This window comes from Streptomyces sp. NPDC026062 (assembly GCF_055568375.1).
Genome location: NZ_JBVHOQ010000020.1, coordinates 24,196 through 39,591, shown reverse-complemented (window position 1 = coordinate 39,591; position 15,396 = coordinate 24,196). Strand labels below are relative to the sequence as shown.

Here is a 15,396-nt window from a genome sequence, read left to right as displayed (position 1 = left end):
GCCGGTCACACCACCCGTACAGGGTGGGCAACCGGCCCCATCGGCACGCGGCGGTGTGCGGTCAGTCCCGGACCTGCTCCACCACGGAGCGGGTCTGCGCGTCCGTGTCGTAGCGGCCGTCGAGCCTGGCCACCAGGCCGGTGACCTGGCGGGCGATGTCCGGTGCGGTCAGTCCGATCTCGGCCATGACCTCCTTGCGGGAGGCGTGGTCGAGGAAGACCGGCGGAATACCGAAGTCACGCAGCGGTACGTCGACGTCCGCGTCGCGCAGCGCCTGGGCGACGGCGGAGCCGACACCGCCGGCCCTGCTGTTGTCCTCGACGGTGACGACGACCCGGTGCTTCGCCGCGAGCGGGGCCATCGCCTCGTCGACGGGCTTGACCCAGCGCGGGTCGACGACGGTGGTCGAGATGCCCTGGGCGTCGAGCAGGTCGGCGATCTCCAGGCACATCGGGGCGAGCGCCCCGATGGAGACGAGCAGGACGTCCGGCCGGGCGGCAGCGGGCTCGCGGAGCACATCCATGCCGCCGACCGTGGAGACGGCCTTGACCGACGGGCCGACCGCGCCCTTGGAGAAGCGGACGACCGTCGGAGCGTCGTCGACCTCGACGGCCTCACGCAGCTGCGCGCGGACCTGGTCGGCGTCGCGCGGGGCGGCGATCCGCAGGGAGGGCACGCACTGGAGGATCGACATGTCCCACATGCCGTTGTGCGAGGCGCCGTCGGTACCGGTGACCCCCGCCCGGTCGAGGACGAACGTCACACCGCACTTGTGCAGGGCGACGTCCATCAGGACCTGGTCGAAGGCGCGGTTGAGGAAGGTGGCGTACACCGCGAAGACCGGGTGCAGACCGCCGGTGGCCAGGCCCGCCGCGGAGACCGCGCCGTGCTGCTCGGCGATGCCGACGTCGTAGATCCGGTCCGGGAACGCCTTCTCGAACTTGGTCAGCCCGACCGGCTGGAGCATGGCCGCGGTGATCGCGACGATGTCCTCGCGCTCCTTGCCGAGCTTGACCATCTCCTCGCCGAAGACGGAGGTCCAGTCGAGACCGGAGGTGGCGACGGGGAGGCCGGTGTCGGGGTGGATCTTGCCGACCGCGTGGAAGCGGTCGGCCTCGTCCTGCAGCGCCGGGGTGTAGCCGCGGCCCTTCTCGGTGAGGCAGTGCACGATGACGGGTCCGCCGAAGCGCTTGGCACGCTGGAGCGCGGACTCCAGGGCCTCCAGGTCGTGGCCGTCGATCGGGCCCACGTACTTCAGGCCGAGGTCCTCGAACATGCCCTGCGGCGCGATGAAGTCCTTGAGGCCCTTCTTGGCGCCGTGCAGCGTCTCGTACAGCGGCCTCCCCACGACGGGGGTGCGCTCCAGGAGGTCCTTGCCCCGGGCCAGGAAGCGCTCGTAGCCGTCGGTGGTGCGCAGGGTCGCGAGGTGGTTGGCGAGGCCGCCGATGGTCGGAGCGTAGGAGCGCTCGTTGTCGTTGACGACGATGACGAGGGGGCGGTCCTTGGCGGCGGCGATGTTGTTCAGCGCCTCCCAGGCCATACCGCCGGTGAGTGCGCCGTCACCGATGACCGCGACGACGTGGTCGTCCTTGCCCAGGACCTCGTTGGCCTTGGCGAGGCCGTCGGCCCAGCCGAGCACGGTGGAGGCGTGCGAGTTCTCGATGATGTCGTGCTCGGACTCGGCACGCGAGGGGTAGCCGGAGAGGCCGCCCTTGCTCTTGAGCTTCGAGAAGTCCTGGCGGCCGGTGAGGAGCTTGTGCACATAGCTCTGGTGGCCGGTGTCGAAGAGGACCTTGTCCTTCGGCGAGTCGAAGACCCGGTGCAGGGCGATGGTCAGCTCGACCACGCCGAGGTTGGGTCCGAGGTGTCCGCCGGTCTTGGAGACCGCGTCGACGAGGAAGGTCCGGATCTCTTCGGCGAGCTGCTCCAGCTGCTCGGGGGTGAGCCGGTCCAGGTCACGCGGTCCGCCGATGCGGGCCAGCAGGTCCCATCCCTCGCCCGTCACCGCCTGACGCGCTTCGCGCGGCTGTGTCACCGTGCCTCCTTGCGATTGTGCTGGTCGAGCATGCCGATCCGATGAGTCTAATGTTCCGTCCGCCGCGCCGGGCATCGGGCGGGGGTGTGCTGTCCCACCCCCGGCCGGTACATGACGGTGCCCGGCGCCCCGGAAAGGGGCGCCGGGCACTGTCCGGCGTCGTGAGGCCGTCGGTCCGCGGGAGCCGGTGGGCCGGGGCCTCCCGCTCGGATCATGCGGGGCCCGGGTGCCCCGGCACCGCGCTCCCGTCCGGCCTGACCCGAGCGAGATTCCTAGGCGCGGCCCGCGGTCTTCTGCGTACGGCGGGAGACCGAGTCGATGACCACGGCGGCGAGGAGGACCGCGCCGGTGATCATGTACTGAACGGCGTTGGCCATACCGATCATGTTCAGGCCCTGCTGGATCGACTGGATGACGATCATGCCGAGCAGTGCGGACCAGACCTTGCCCCGGCCGCCGAAGAGGCTGGTGCCACCGATGACGGCGGCCGCGATGACCAGCATCAGGGTGTTGCCGCCGCCGACGCTCTTGGTCGCACCGCCGGAGAGGCTGGCGATGAAGAGTCCGCCGAAGGCGCCCAGGGTGCCGGAGAGCGCGAAGACGATGATCCGGATCCGGTCGACGCTGATACCGGCGCGGCGCGCGGCCTCCGGGTTGCCGCCGACCGCGAAGACCTGACGGCCGAAGGTCGTACGGCGGGCGACGAAGTCCGCGATCACGAGCACGGCGAGGAAGAGCACCAGGGCCAGCGGCAGACCGCGGGCGCCCGACGGCTCGTTCAGGACGTACGCGACGACGAAGACCAGGACCGCCACGACGCCGGTGCGCAGCACGATCTCGGCGACCGGCCGGGCGGGCAGGCCCGCGGCCTTGCGGCGCTTGCTGTCCAGCAGGAGCGAGGCGCCGTACGCGACGACGGCGACGACGGCGAGGCCGTAGCCGACGCCCTTGTCCTCGAAGAAGTAGTTGGTCAGGTTCTCGACGACACTGCCGGAAGGCGTGTTGATCGAGCCCTCGCCGCCCATCAGCCAGTCCTGCAGTCCGCTCCAGCCGAGGAAGCCGGCCAGGGTGACGACGAAGGCCGGCACGCCGATCTTGGCGAAGAAGAAGCCGTGCAGGGCGCCCAGCGCCGTTCCGGCGAGCACGGCGGTGACGATCGCCAGCCACTCGGGCCAGCCGTGGTTGACGTTGAGCACGGCCCAGGTCGCCGCGCCGACGCCCGCGACGGAACCGACCGACAGGTCGATCTCGCCGAGCAGCAGCACGAAGACGATGCCGACCGCCATGATGCCGAGGCCGGAGCTGTAGACGGCGATGTTGGCGACGGAGCTGGCGGAGAGGAAGTTGCTGTTCTGGAGCTGGAAGACGATCGCGATGACGATCAGGCCGACGAAGACGGGCAGCGAGCCGAGCTCTCCGCCGCGCACCTTGCGGGTGAACTCCGACCAGTAGCCCTTGAAGCCCTCCTCACGGATGAGCAGACGCGGGTCCACTGCCGGGACCGGGGCAGCGGACTGCTCGGCCTGGGCCGGCACCGCGGCGGACTTCTCGGTCTTCTCGGTGGAAGTCCCGGGGGTCTTGGCGAGGTCGCTCACTTCGCGTCCTCCTTCGTGGCTGTGCGTGCCTTGCGGCGCGTGACGGCATTGTCCGTGGCGCCGGTGATCGCGGCGATGACCTCTTCGTGGGACGTGGACGCCACATCGAAGACACCGTTGTTGCGGCCCAGTCGGAGCACCGCGACCCTGTCGGCGACGGCGTTCACATCGGCCATGTTGTGGCTGATGAGGATGACCCCGTGGCCCCGCTCGCGCAGCCGCTCGACCAGGTCGAGGACCTGGGCGGTCTGCTCGACGCCGAGGGCGGCGGTCGGCTCGTCCAGGATGACGACCTTGGGGTCGCCGATCAGGGCGCGCGCGATGGCCACGACCTGGCGCTGACCGCCGGAGAGCGCGGCGACCGGGATACGGACGCTCGGGATCCGGATGGACAGGGTGTCCAGGAGCTCCTTGGCGCGCTTCTCCATCGCGATCTCGTCGAGGACGGAGACGCTGCGGAGCTCGTTGCCGAGGAAGAGGTTGGCGACGACGTCGAGGTTGTCGCAGAGCGCCAAGTCCTGGTAGACGGTGGCGATTCCGAGGTCCTGGGCGTCGTTCGGCCGGTTGATCCGGACCGTCGCACCCTCCCACTCGATGGCGCCTTCGTCGATCGGGTGGACACCCGAGATGGTCTTGACAAGGGTTGACTTGCCGGCGCCGTTGTCGCCGACCAGGGCAACCACTTCGCCGGAACGAATCTCCAGGTCCACATCGGTGAGCGCCTGAACGGCGCCGAACCGCTTGGAGATTCCGCGCAACGCCAGCACGGGCGTAGCGGACACGTGAATCATCTCCTTCGCCGCCTGACCGGCGGGGATGGTGCCAGTGCCGGGGCCCGGCGGTGTCTGCGCGACGGGGCAGAGGGTGCCGGGGCGAACTGGTACAGAGGGGGTGCCGGGCCGGGTCGTCGGGCCGCCGTCGCCCGGCGGCCGGAGGCCTGGGACGGCGGCGGTCCGACGGCCCGGCCCGGGAAGAAGAGTCCGGCCCCGCCCCCGCTTGCGGGGCGTTGACGGGGCGGGTGCCGGACTGGTTCGAGGGGCCGGGGGGCTCTGGCGCCGGAGTTACTTGATACCGGCGGCGTCGCAGGCCGCCTTGAACTCGGCGGTGCAGATGTCGGAGGCCTTGTAGACGCCGTCCGCGATGATCGTGGAGGCGATGTTCTCCTTGGTCACGATCGTGGCGTCGTACAGACGCGACGGGGTGGCCTTGAACTCGCCCGACAGGCTGTCGACCTTGGTGTTGGTCAGCTCGTCGATCTTCTCGCCCTTGAGCAGCTTGACCGCGATCTCGGCGGTGACCTCCGCCTGCGGCTTGATCTGCTTGTAGATCGTGAAGGACTGCTCGCCCGCGATGATGCGCTGCAGACCGGCGAGTTCGGAGTCCTGGCCGCCGACCGGGACCTTCACGCCCTGCTTCTTGAGGGCGGTGATGATGCCGCCGGCCATGCCGTCGTTGGCGGAGTAGACGCCCTGGAAGCCGCTCTTGCCGAGCGAGTCGATGGCGGCACCCATCTTCTTGTTCGCCTCGTCCGGCGACCAGTCCGGGATGTCCTGCTCGTAGACGACCTTCTTGACCTGGGTGTCCAGGACGCTGTGCGCGCCCTTCTTGAAGAAGGGGGCGTTCGGGTCGAGCGGCGAGCCGTTGATCATGACGACATTGCTGTCCTTGGCCTTGTCGCCCAGGGCCTTGACCAGGGCCTCGCCCTGCAGACGGCCGATCTTCTCGTTGTCGTACGAGACGTACGCGGAGATCGGGCCCTCGGCGAGCCGGTCGTACGCGACGACCTTGACGCCCTTCTTGTCGGCCTGCTGGATCCAGGACTTCGCGGCCTTGTAGTCGACCGTGTCCAGGATGATGACCTTGACGCCCTGCGTGATCAGCGCGTCGAACTGCTTCTTCTGGGTCTCCGTGTCACCCGCGGCGTTGTTGTACTTGACGTCGCAGTCGGAGCAGAGAGCCTTGAGCTTCGCCTCGATGAGCGGGCGGTCGAAGGTCTCGTAACGCGTGGTCTTGTTCTCCGGCAGCAGCAGACCGATGGTCTTGCTGTCACCACCGCTGCCGCTGTCCTTGTCGTCGCCCGCCTTGCCACAGGCGGCGAGGGAGACGGCCATGGAAACTGCGGCCGTGCCTATGACGATGCGTCGCGTCATTGCGTTCATTGCGGGTGTGCCTCCCTGACGAGGCCGCAACGTTGCGGCCGAGGTGGGTTGGAGTCAACTCGGCCGCAGGCGTGACGTCAAGGAGTAAATTCTTAACGAGATGACAACGGTGCCATCCGTTATCTAAGTGAAGGCAGGGGTCGCCGCGGGCAGGGTGCTCTCCAAAAGGGTCGAATCCCCCATCTCGTTCAGAACGAGGGCCAGCGCACCCAGCACCTCCGCCCGTCCGCCGAGCGCGCCAGGCAGCACCGAGAGCTGGCGTGCGGCGCTGGGGATGGCGTAGCGCGACACGGAGTCCCGTATGGGGCCGAGCACCAACTCCCCTGCCTCCGCGAGCGATCCACCGAGAACCACGCGGCTCGGGTTCAGCAGATTGCAGAGGTTGGCCACCCCGCTGCCGATGTGCCGTCCCACGTCGCCGATCACCCGCCGGCACCCCGGATCGCCCTCGCGTGCCAGCTGGACGACCCGCTCCATGGTGAGATCGGGCCCGTGGCTGGGCCGGAGCAGGGGCAGGACGTAACGCGCGGCCGTGAAGGTCTCCAGGCACCCTCGGTTGCCGCAGCGGCAGACGGGGCCCGATTCGTCGAGGGTGATGTGGCCGATCTCGCCGGCCGTGCCGCCGGGGCCCCGGTAGATGTGCCCGTCGATCACCAGACCGGCGCCGACACCGCTCGCGACCTTGATGTACGCGAGGTCGCGGACCCCTCGGCCGCCTCCCCACACCAGCTCGCCCAGCGCCCCGAGGTTGGCGTCGTTGTCGACGTAGACCGGCACACCGAGGCGTCCGGCGAGCTCCTCGCCGGGGTTGATGCCCGTCCAGCCCGGCAGGATCGACGTGGAGCCCAGCGTGCCGGACTCGACGTCGATCGGGCCGGGAACTCCGAGCCCCACCCCGATGACCTTGCCGGGGCTGATCCCGGTGGTCTCGATCAGCCGGTTGACCAGCTGTTCCGCCCGTCCGAAGCCCTCGGCCGACGAGGCGTCCACGTCCAGCGGCTCGGACTCCTCGGCGAGCACCTGGTGGGCCAGGTTGCCGACCGCCACGCGTAGGTGCGTATGTCCGAAATCGACGCCGATGACGATGCCCGCGTCCCCGCTGAGCGAGACGCTGCGGGCCCGGCGGCCGCCTGCCGAGGTGGGGGTCACCTCGACGGTGCCGCCCTCCTTCAGTTCGCGAACGATATTGGAGACGGTGGCCGCGGAGAGGCCCGTGCTCCTGGCGATCTCCGCCTGGGTGAGCGAGCCCGCCATACGTACGGCGCGCACGACCCGCTCAAGGTTGGCGCGATGCAGAGATGTCTGCGACCCCGGAGTCTCCATCGACTCTCTCACTCCTGCCATATTCTCCAACATGTGAACCCTAAGCTGACCGTTTTGGGGTACGCCCCGTCAAGACCTTGAGCAGCCGAAGCCTCGGATGAGCACAGGGCCCGCGCACGGCACGCTCCGCGAACTCCCCCGTACACAGACGAACCGCCCACCGGCAGGGCTGCCGGTGGGCGGTTCGGTGGTTCGACGGAGAAAGCGCTTGAGCTATTACTTCACCACTGTGCGCGGTCCTTCACCGCTGTCCGAACCTCATCTCCGTTGTACGGGCTCCTCGTTCAGCACTGCTTGAGCGCCTCGTCAGCACGGCTCGGGGCCACTCGTCCAGCACTGCGTGGGCAACTCGTCCACCGCTGCTCGCGCGCTACTTCACCGCTCCCGCGGTCAGACCGGCCACGACCTGGCGCTGGAAGACGATGTAGGCCGCGAGGACCGGGAGCATCGCCATCACCAGGCCGGCGAAGAGACCGGACCAGTCGCCCTTGTAGCCCTGGCTGTTGGCCAGTTCGACCAGCCCCTGGGAGAGCACCCGGTGGTTGGGGTCGCTGTTCAGCACGGTCGGCAGCATGTACTGGTTCCACTGCCCGAGGAAGTTGAAGATGCCGACGCTGATCAGGCCCGGCTTCGCCATGGGCAGCATCACCTGGAAGAACGTCCGGGTGTGTGAGGCCCCGTCGAGCATCGCCGCCTCCGCGACGGAGCCCGGCAGCGTCCGGAAGAACGAGGTGAGGAAGAAGACCGTGAACGGCAACGAGTAGGCGATGTAGACCAGGATCAGCCCGTGCGTCGTGTTCAGGAGCCCCATGTTGTTCATCACGAAGAACAGCGGGACCAGCGCCAGGATGATCGGGAAGCTCATCCCGCCGATGAACAGGTAGTACACGAAGCGGTTGCCCGGGAAGTCGAACCGCGCCAGGACGTACGCCGCCATCGAGCCGAGCAGCAGCGTGCCGATGAGCGAACCGCCCACCACCACGACCGTGTTCAAGAAGTATTCGCTCATGTGCGCCTGACCCCAGGCGCGTGACCAGTTCTCGAAGTGGAGCTTGTCCGGCAGCGCCCAGGGCGTCGACAGGATCGAGTCATCGGTCTTGAACGAGGTCATGATCGCCCAGAGCAGCGGCAGGACCACCAGGATCGCCCAGATGATCAGCACACCGTGCGAGAAGACGTTGAGGACCTTGCCCTCGCTGCTCTTCGCCTTGCCGCCCTGCGCGGGCACCTTGGACACGGGGGCCGGTTCCGTCACCGTGACCACGGGAGGGGTTTCAGTGGCCTTCACGTGTGCTCACCTCGTACTGTCGAGCCGGCCGCCGGGGCCGGGCTGTCTTGCCCGCTGGGGATCCGGGCGCCGTGTCCCGGGAAGCACAGCATCAGAACTCCAGCCGCTCACGCCGGCCGAGACGCATCACGACGGCGGCGAACACCATGGTGACGATGAGCAGCCCGACACCGATCGTGGTCGCGTATCCGGCCTGACCGTCACGGAACGCCGTCTGGTAGACGTACAGGGGCAGGATCGAGGTCGCGTAGTCGGGACCGCCGGGGCCCACGGTCATGACCTGCACGGCCGTGAACGCCTCGACGCCGAGCGCCAGGATGCCCATGTAGACCCACCCCGACTGCACGGTGTCCCAGAGCAGCGGCAGGGTGATCTTGAAGAACGTCGTGACGCGGCTGGCCCCGTCCAGGAGCGCCGCCTCGTAGAAGTCCTTCGGGATGGACGCCATGCCGGCGGAGAAGAGGACGACGAAGAATCCGACCGTCGACCAGACCAGCACCACCATGACGCAGATGAGTGCCAGATTCGGGTCGCCCAGCCAGTCCGGCTGGACGGAGTCGAGCCCGATTGCCTTGAGCGCCGAATTAAGCATTCCGCTGCGCGGGTTGTACGCGAACTGGAACAGCAGGGCGACGATGACGATCGAAAGCACCTGCGGGAAGAAATAGGCGATCTTGTAGAACCCCGAGCCCCGCACGCCGGAGACCGCGGCGTTCTTGCGCCGCCGGCCTCCGACATTGAGCATGAAGGCGAAGAAGAGCGCGAGGCCCAGCGTCACCAACGGCAGCAGCAGCACGAGCAGCACGCTGTGCTGCAGCGACTTCCAGAAAATGTCGTCCTTGAACATCCTCGTGTAGTTGTCGAGGCCGACCATCTTGAAGTCCGGGCTCAGGCCGGTCCAGTCCGTGAACGAGTAGTAGATGGACTGGATGAACGGCCAGATGACGAAGACCGCGTACAACGCCAGTGGGGCTACCAGGAACCCCACAATGAACCGGTACTTGCCGTGCTGCATCGTTTACCGACCCCGATCTTTCCGCGGGTGCCGCCGCTGGTGACGGTTGCTCACTGGTGCTTGTACTTCTTGACGGACGAGTCCTTGGCCGCGGCGTCCGCGTAGCCCTGGATCTTCTTGATGGCCTCGGCGGGCGTCAGACGCCCGGCCATCATCTCGCCGATGCCGGCGGTGCCGATCTGCTCCTTCTGGAGCTTCACGTACCAGTCCTGCATACGGGGGTTCACCACGTTGTCGCCGGCCTTCTTCAGCGCGTCGACACCGGCCTGCATGGCCGTGGAGAGGGTCAGGCCGTCGGTGCCGCCGTTGAAGGCGCTGAGGGACTTGACCTGCTTGGTGAAGTTCTTGGAGGACTCCTCGGAGAGCATGATGCGCAGCTGCTCCATGCCGCCCTGCGGGTTCTTCGCCTTCGCCGGGACGACGAAGGGCTCGCCGCCGGACGCCCAGATGGTGCCGAAGGGCAGCTTGTCCGACGAGTCGAGGCCGGAGGGGGCCGCGACCATCATCTTGAAGTCCTTGGGCGTGGTCGGGGCCGCCTCGTTCTCCACCCACGAGCCGTTCGGGATGAAGAGCGCCTTGCCCTTGGTCCACTCGGTCTGCGACTGGATGTGGGTCAGGCCCGGGGTGCCCTTGAGGATGTACCCCTTCTTGTACAGCTCGTAGTACGCCTCGAACGCCGCCTTGACGGCGGGGTCCTTCCAGGCGTTCGGCTCCAGGTTGTCGATCTTGTCGAGAACCTCCCGGCCACCGATCTTGCCGATGAACGGGTAGAGGGAGAACGGCAGGTAGTACGGGTACTTGCCCGGGTACGTCCAGCCGGCGACGCCCTGCTTCTTCGCCTTCGCGCACAGGGCGAGCATGGCGTCCCAGTCCTCGGGATACTCGGCGTCCAGCTTCTCCAGGTTGGTCTGCGAGTACCAGACGCCGTACACGGTGTACGCGTAGTACATGATCCAGACCGGGTCACCGTCGAACTGACCCATCTCCAGGACGCCCGGGCGCAGGGTGTCTCGGACCTTCTTGTTCGGGTCGTCGATGGACGGGGCGTCCATCAGCGCCGTCAGGTCGAACAGCTGCTTCTTGTCGACGAGGACGCCCATGTCCATCTGCTCGGCACCGGAGTTGTCGATGAGGTCCGGCGGGGTGCCACCGTTGAAGCGCGGCTGCAGCTGGGACTGGATCTTCTGGGTCGCGGAGTGCTTGACCTTGGCCTTCGGGAAGGCCGCGGTGTACTTCTTCTCGGCGTCGATCGCGTACTGCTGACCGAAACCGCCGTCGAAGATGACCACGTCGAGCGCGGCCGTGTCATTGACGCCCAGCGGGTTCTTCGCGCTGGTCTTGCCCTTCTCGACCTGGTCGTCGCTGCCGCCGTCGCTGCTCGCGCACGCCGACAGGAAACTCATCGTCGGAACGGTGATCAGACCGAGTGCGGCAGACCGCTTGATCAGATCGCGACGGCCAAGGCCCTCATTCTTGTGGGCGGAGGTGGATCCCATGCTCAAGTCCTCGCCTTCTCCAGGACTCAGGCGGTGTGTACCGGTCGCCCGTCGATATTCGCCTCAGGCGAAGGGCCCCGCCACCGCGTTCAGTTGCGCTTGGGTGGTGCAGATTTCTGGCTGGTCGATGCAGTGGGGGCACGGGGAGACCGAACAGCGAACGCACCTGCGGCGCCCCCGTTGTCCTGCCCCCGCGTCTCCCCTTGCCGCACAGTTTGGAATGAAGCTGTGCAGACGCCGACAGGTATAGTCCACTTGTCGCCAACTGAGCAAGATCGAATGCAGGTTTGGACGGCAGTCTTTCCCGAGTTGAGACCTCGCGGATACCTCGGCACCGCACGCCCTCCTTCGGATGTAACGATTTCCGCATTACGGTCGATTCGCACGCGGCCTCTGATCCAACACCCTTGACACCACCGGCCACTTCACTCCCTACTGGTTCCTGCGCCCCCCAATGACAACGTTGTCCAAGCGCACTTCCCCGGGAGGAATGGCTCGGCATGCAGCCCCGACACGGTTCCCGCAAGAGACAAAGCAGCATGGCCGCACTGATCGCGGCCTCCCTCGTCCTGCTCGTGGCAGCCCCCACCGCAGCCGCGGCCACCGCGGCCGGCACCGGCGCGAAGGGCCAGGAGCCCACCGGTGAAAGGACGTTCAGCTCATCCTTCGAGGCAGACGAAAAGCAGCCGGACTGGCGTAATACCGTCGAAGGAGGTCCCGACGGCAAGAAGCGGGCATCAGGCATCGATGGCGGCTTCTCCGCCGGAATACCGGGCAATGTGACCGACAAGGTCACCGACGTCCGCGCCAGCGACGAGAACAGCGGCGGCGGCGAGGTGAAGGAGAACCTCGTCGACGGCGAACCCGGCACGAAATGGCTGTCGTTCGAGCCCACCGCCTGGGCCGAGTTCGATCTCGTCGAGCCGGTCAAGGTCGTGACGTACGCGCTGACTTCGGCCGACGACCACGACGAGCGGGATCCGAAGAGCTGGACCCTCCAGGGCTCCGAGGACGGCACGAGCTGGACGGACCTGGACACCCGGACCGGCCAGACCTTCGGCGAGCGCTTCCAGACCAAGTCGTACGACTTCGCGGCGGACAGGGCCTACCAGCACTTCCGCCTGGACATCACGGAGAACAACGGCGCTTCGGACGCGACCCAGCTCGCCGACGTGCAGTTCTCCGACGGGGACACCTCCGCCCCCGCCCCCGACGACATGCGCAGCCAGACCGACCGTGGCCCCTCCGGCTCCCCCACCGCCAAGGCGGGCGCGGGCTTCACCGGGAAGAAGGCGCTGCGGTACGCGGGCACGCACAAGGCGGACGGCCGGGCGTTCTCGTACAACAAGATCTTCGACGTCAACACGGCTGTCACCCCGGACACCGAACTTTCCTACCTGGTCTACCCCCAGATGGGCGAAACGGACCTGTCCTACCCGGCCACGCATGTCGCCGTGGACCTCGCCTTCACGGACGGCACCTACCTCAGCGATCTGCGCGCGACCGACACCAACGGCGGGCTGCTGACACCCCAGGGCCAGGCCGACGCCAAGCGGCTGTACGTCAACCAGTGGAACAAGGTCGACGCGCGGATCGGCGGTGTCGCGGCCGGCAGGACCGTCGACCGGATCCTCGTCGCGTACGACTCCCCCAAGGGCCCGGCGAAGTTCCAGGGCTGGATCGACGACCTCAAGATCGCCCCGAAGGCTCCGGAGAAGCGCGGGAAGCACCTCTCGGACTACGCCTCGACCGTCCGGGGCACCAACTCCAGCGGCGGCTTCTCCCGGGGCAACAACTTCCCCGCGACCGCGGTACCCAACGGTTTCAACTTCTGGACGCCGGTCACCAACGCCGGATCGACCAGCTGGCTGTACGACTACGCGCGGGGCAACAACGACGACAACCTGCCCACCCTCCAGGCCTTCGGCGCCAGCCATGAGCCGAGCCCCTGGATGGGCGACCGGCAGACCTTCCAGCTGATGCCGTCGGCGGCCTCCGGCACCCCGGACGCCTCGCGCACGGCACGCGCGCTGCCGTTCCGGCACGAGAACGAGACCGCGAGGCCCCACTACTACGGGGTGACGTTCGAGAACGGCCTGAAGGCCGAGATGACGCCGACCGACCACGCGGCGCGGATGCGCTTCACCTACCCCGGTGACGACGCGAGCATGGTCTTCGACAACGTCTCCAACGACGGCGGGCTCACCCTCGACCCGGGGACCAGCTCCTTCACCGGCTTCTCCGACGTGAAGAGCGGCGGCTCGACCGGCGCCACCCGGCTCTTCGTCCACGGAGTCTTCGACGCGCCCGTCACCGGGAGCGGCAAGCTCTCCGGCGGCGGCGGTGACGACGTGACCGGCTACCTGCGCTTCGACGCCGGCAAGGACCGGACCGTCGGCCTGCGCCTGGCGACCTCGCTGATCAGCATCGACCAGGCGAAGCGGAACCTCGCCGCCGAGATCCCCGCCTCGCGCTCCTTCGCCCGGGTCGAGGACAGGGCGCAGGACGCCTGGGACGAGCTGCTGGGCAGGGTCGAGGTCGAGGGCGCGACGGCCGACCAGCTGACCACGCTGTACTCCAGCATGTACCGGCTGTACCTCTACCCGAACTCGGGCTTCGAGCAGGTCGGCGGGAAGGACAAGTACGCCTCCCCGTTCTCCCCGCAGGTGGGCCCGGACACCCCGACACACACCGGCGCCAAGATCGTCGACGGCAAGGTGTACGTCAACAACGGCTTCTGGGACACCTACCGGACGACATGGCCCGCCTACTCCTTCCTCACACCGAAGAAGGCCGGCGAGATGGTCGACGGATTCGTCCAGCAGTACAAGGACGGCGGCTGGATATCCCGCTGGTCCTCCCCCGGCTACTCGGACCTGATGACGGGCACCTCGTCGGACGTCGCGTTCGCCGACGCGTACGTCAAGGGCGTGAAGTTCGACGCGGAGGCCGCGTACGACGCGGCCCTGAAGAACGCCACGGTCGTCCCGCCGTCCTCGGGCGTCGGCCGCAAGGGCATGGAGACGTCCCCGTTCGTCGGGTACGCCGACACCTCGACCCATGAGGGCATGTCCTGGTCGATGGAGGGATACGTCAACGACTACGGCATCGCGCGGATGGGCCGGGCGCTCTACGAGAAGACGCACAAGCAGCGCTACAAGGACGAGTCCGAGTACTTCCTGAACCGGGCCCGCAACTACGTCGAGCTCTTCGACGACAAGGCCGGCTTCTTCCAGGGCAAGGACGCCAAGGGCGACTGGCGCCTCCCGTCCGACCGGTACGACCCCCGGGTCTGGGGCTACGACTACACGGAGACCAACGGCTGGGGCTACGCCTTCACCGCTCCGCAGGACAGCAGGGGCCTCGCCAACCTCTACGGCGGCCGGGACGGTCTGGCCAAGAAGCTGGACACGTACTTCTCCACCCCCGAGACGGCGGGCCCCGAGTTCGTCGGCTCGTACGGCGGGGTCATCCACGAGATGACGGAGGCCCGTGACGTACGGATGGGCCAGTACGGCCACAGCAACCAGGTCGCCCACCACGTCACCTACATGTACGACGCCGCCTCGCAGCCGTACAAGGCGCAGGAGAAGGTCCGCGAGGTCCTCGGCCGGCTGTACACGGGCAGCGAGATCGGCCAGGGCTACCACGGCGACGAGGACAACGGCGAGCAGTCGGCCTGGTTCCTCTTCTCCTCGCTCGGCTTCTACCCGCTGGTCATGGGCAGCGGCGAGTACGCGATCGGCTCCCCGCTGTTCACCAAGGCCACGGTGCACCTGGAGTACGGCCGCGACCTGGTGGTCAAGGCGCCCAGGAACAGCGCGAAGAACATCTATGTGCAGGGCCTGAAGGTCAACGGCAAGAAGTGGACCTCCACCTCGCTCTCCCACGACCTGCTGGCCAGGGGCGGGGTGCTGGAGTTCGGCATGGGCCCGAAGCCGTCGGCCTGGGGCACCGGCAAGGACGCCGCCCCGGTCTCGATCACCAAGGACGACAAGGTGCCGGCGCCGAGGAAGGACGTGCTGAAGGGCGAGGGCGCGCTGTTCGACGACACCTCGGCCACCACGGCCGCCGTCTCCTCGGTGGAGCTGCCGGTCCCCTCGGCGACGGACGCGGTCCAGTACACGCTGACCTCGGGCGACGCGGCCAGGGCCCCGAGTGGGTGGACCCTGCAGGGGTCGTCGGACGGCACGGCGTGGAAGGACCTCGACAAGCGGTCCGGCCAGTCGTTCGCCTGGGACAGACAGACGAGGGCCTTCACGGTGAACGCCCCTGCCTCGTACGCGCGTTACCGGCTGGTGCTCAGCGGTGAGGCGACGCTCGCGGAGGTGGAGCTGATCTCCTGACCGTCCGAACGGTACGTCCGGTCCCGTCGGGGGGGGGGGCCCCCCCCGCCCCGGGGGGGGGCCCCGCCCCGCGCGCGCCGCCCGGCCCGCGGCGCGGGCCGGCGCCCCCCCCGCGGGGGGGGGCCGCGGGCCACGCATG

Annotated in this window: 9 protein-coding genes; 1 reads left to right on the top strand and 8 read right to left on the bottom strand. The window is 68.0% G+C overall.

Annotated elements, in window-relative coordinates:
* Positions 1 to 61: 61 nt before the first annotated feature.
* From dxs to ngcE, 8 genes are all read right to left on the bottom strand, one after another.
* Positions 62 to 2,035 (bottom strand): 1-deoxy-D-xylulose-5-phosphate synthase, encoded by a 1,974-nt coding sequence (dxs, locus tag ACZ4LX_RS19670; RefSeq protein ID WP_467646278.1) that lies wholly within the window; start codon positions 2,033 to 2,035, stop codon positions 62 to 64.
* A 272-nt stretch (positions 2,036 to 2,307) separates the two neighbouring features.
* Positions 2,308 to 3,630 carry a sugar ABC transporter permease gene (locus tag ACZ4LX_RS19665; RefSeq protein WP_467646275.1) on the bottom strand — a complete coding sequence of 441 codons (1,323 nt, stop codon included), beginning with the start codon at positions 3,628 to 3,630 and terminating at the stop codon, positions 2,308 to 2,310.
* On the bottom strand, positions 3,627 to 4,421 hold the full coding sequence (locus ACZ4LX_RS19660; RefSeq protein ID WP_467646272.1) for an ATP-binding cassette domain-containing protein: 795 nt from the start codon (positions 4,419 to 4,421) through the stop codon (positions 3,627 to 3,629). The genes ACZ4LX_RS19665 and ACZ4LX_RS19660 overlap by 4 nt, the downstream gene beginning before the upstream one ends.
* 270 nt (positions 4,422 to 4,691) lie before the next feature.
* The gene (locus ACZ4LX_RS19655; RefSeq protein WP_467646268.1) at positions 4,692 to 5,789 is read right to left on the bottom strand and encodes a sugar ABC transporter substrate-binding protein; all 1,098 of its coding nucleotides are present in this window, start codon (positions 5,787 to 5,789) and stop codon (positions 4,692 to 4,694) included.
* Positions 5,790 to 5,912: 123 nt separating this feature from the next.
* Entirely contained in the window at positions 5,913 to 7,112 is a 1,200-nt protein-coding gene (locus ACZ4LX_RS19650; RefSeq protein WP_467646550.1) for an ROK family transcriptional regulator, read from the bottom strand.
* Positions 7,113 to 7,482: 370 nt separating this feature from the next.
* Positions 7,483 to 8,400 (bottom strand): carbohydrate ABC transporter permease, encoded by a 918-nt coding sequence (locus ACZ4LX_RS19645; protein ID WP_467646266.1) that lies wholly within the window; start codon positions 8,398 to 8,400, stop codon positions 7,483 to 7,485.
* A 91-nt stretch (positions 8,401 to 8,491) separates the two neighbouring features.
* The gene (locus ACZ4LX_RS19640) at positions 8,492 to 9,415 is read right to left on the bottom strand and encodes a carbohydrate ABC transporter permease (RefSeq protein ID WP_467646263.1); all 924 of its coding nucleotides are present in this window, start codon (positions 9,413 to 9,415) and stop codon (positions 8,492 to 8,494) included.
* A 50-nt stretch (positions 9,416 to 9,465) separates the two neighbouring features.
* Positions 9,466 to 10,911 carry an N-acetylglucosamine/diacetylchitobiose ABC transporter substrate-binding protein gene (gene ngcE / locus ACZ4LX_RS19635; protein ID WP_467646261.1) on the bottom strand — a complete coding sequence of 482 codons (1,446 nt, stop codon included), beginning with the start codon at positions 10,909 to 10,911 and terminating at the stop codon, positions 9,466 to 9,468.
* 539 nt (positions 10,912 to 11,450) lie between these two features.
* Here ngcE and ACZ4LX_RS19630 point away from each other — a divergent pair.
* Positions 11,451 to 15,257 carry a GH92 family glycosyl hydrolase gene (locus ACZ4LX_RS19630; RefSeq protein WP_467646258.1) on the top strand — a complete coding sequence of 1,269 codons (3,807 nt, stop codon included), beginning with the start codon at positions 11,451 to 11,453 and terminating at the stop codon, positions 15,255 to 15,257.
* Positions 15,258 to 15,396: the final 139 nt, after the last annotated feature.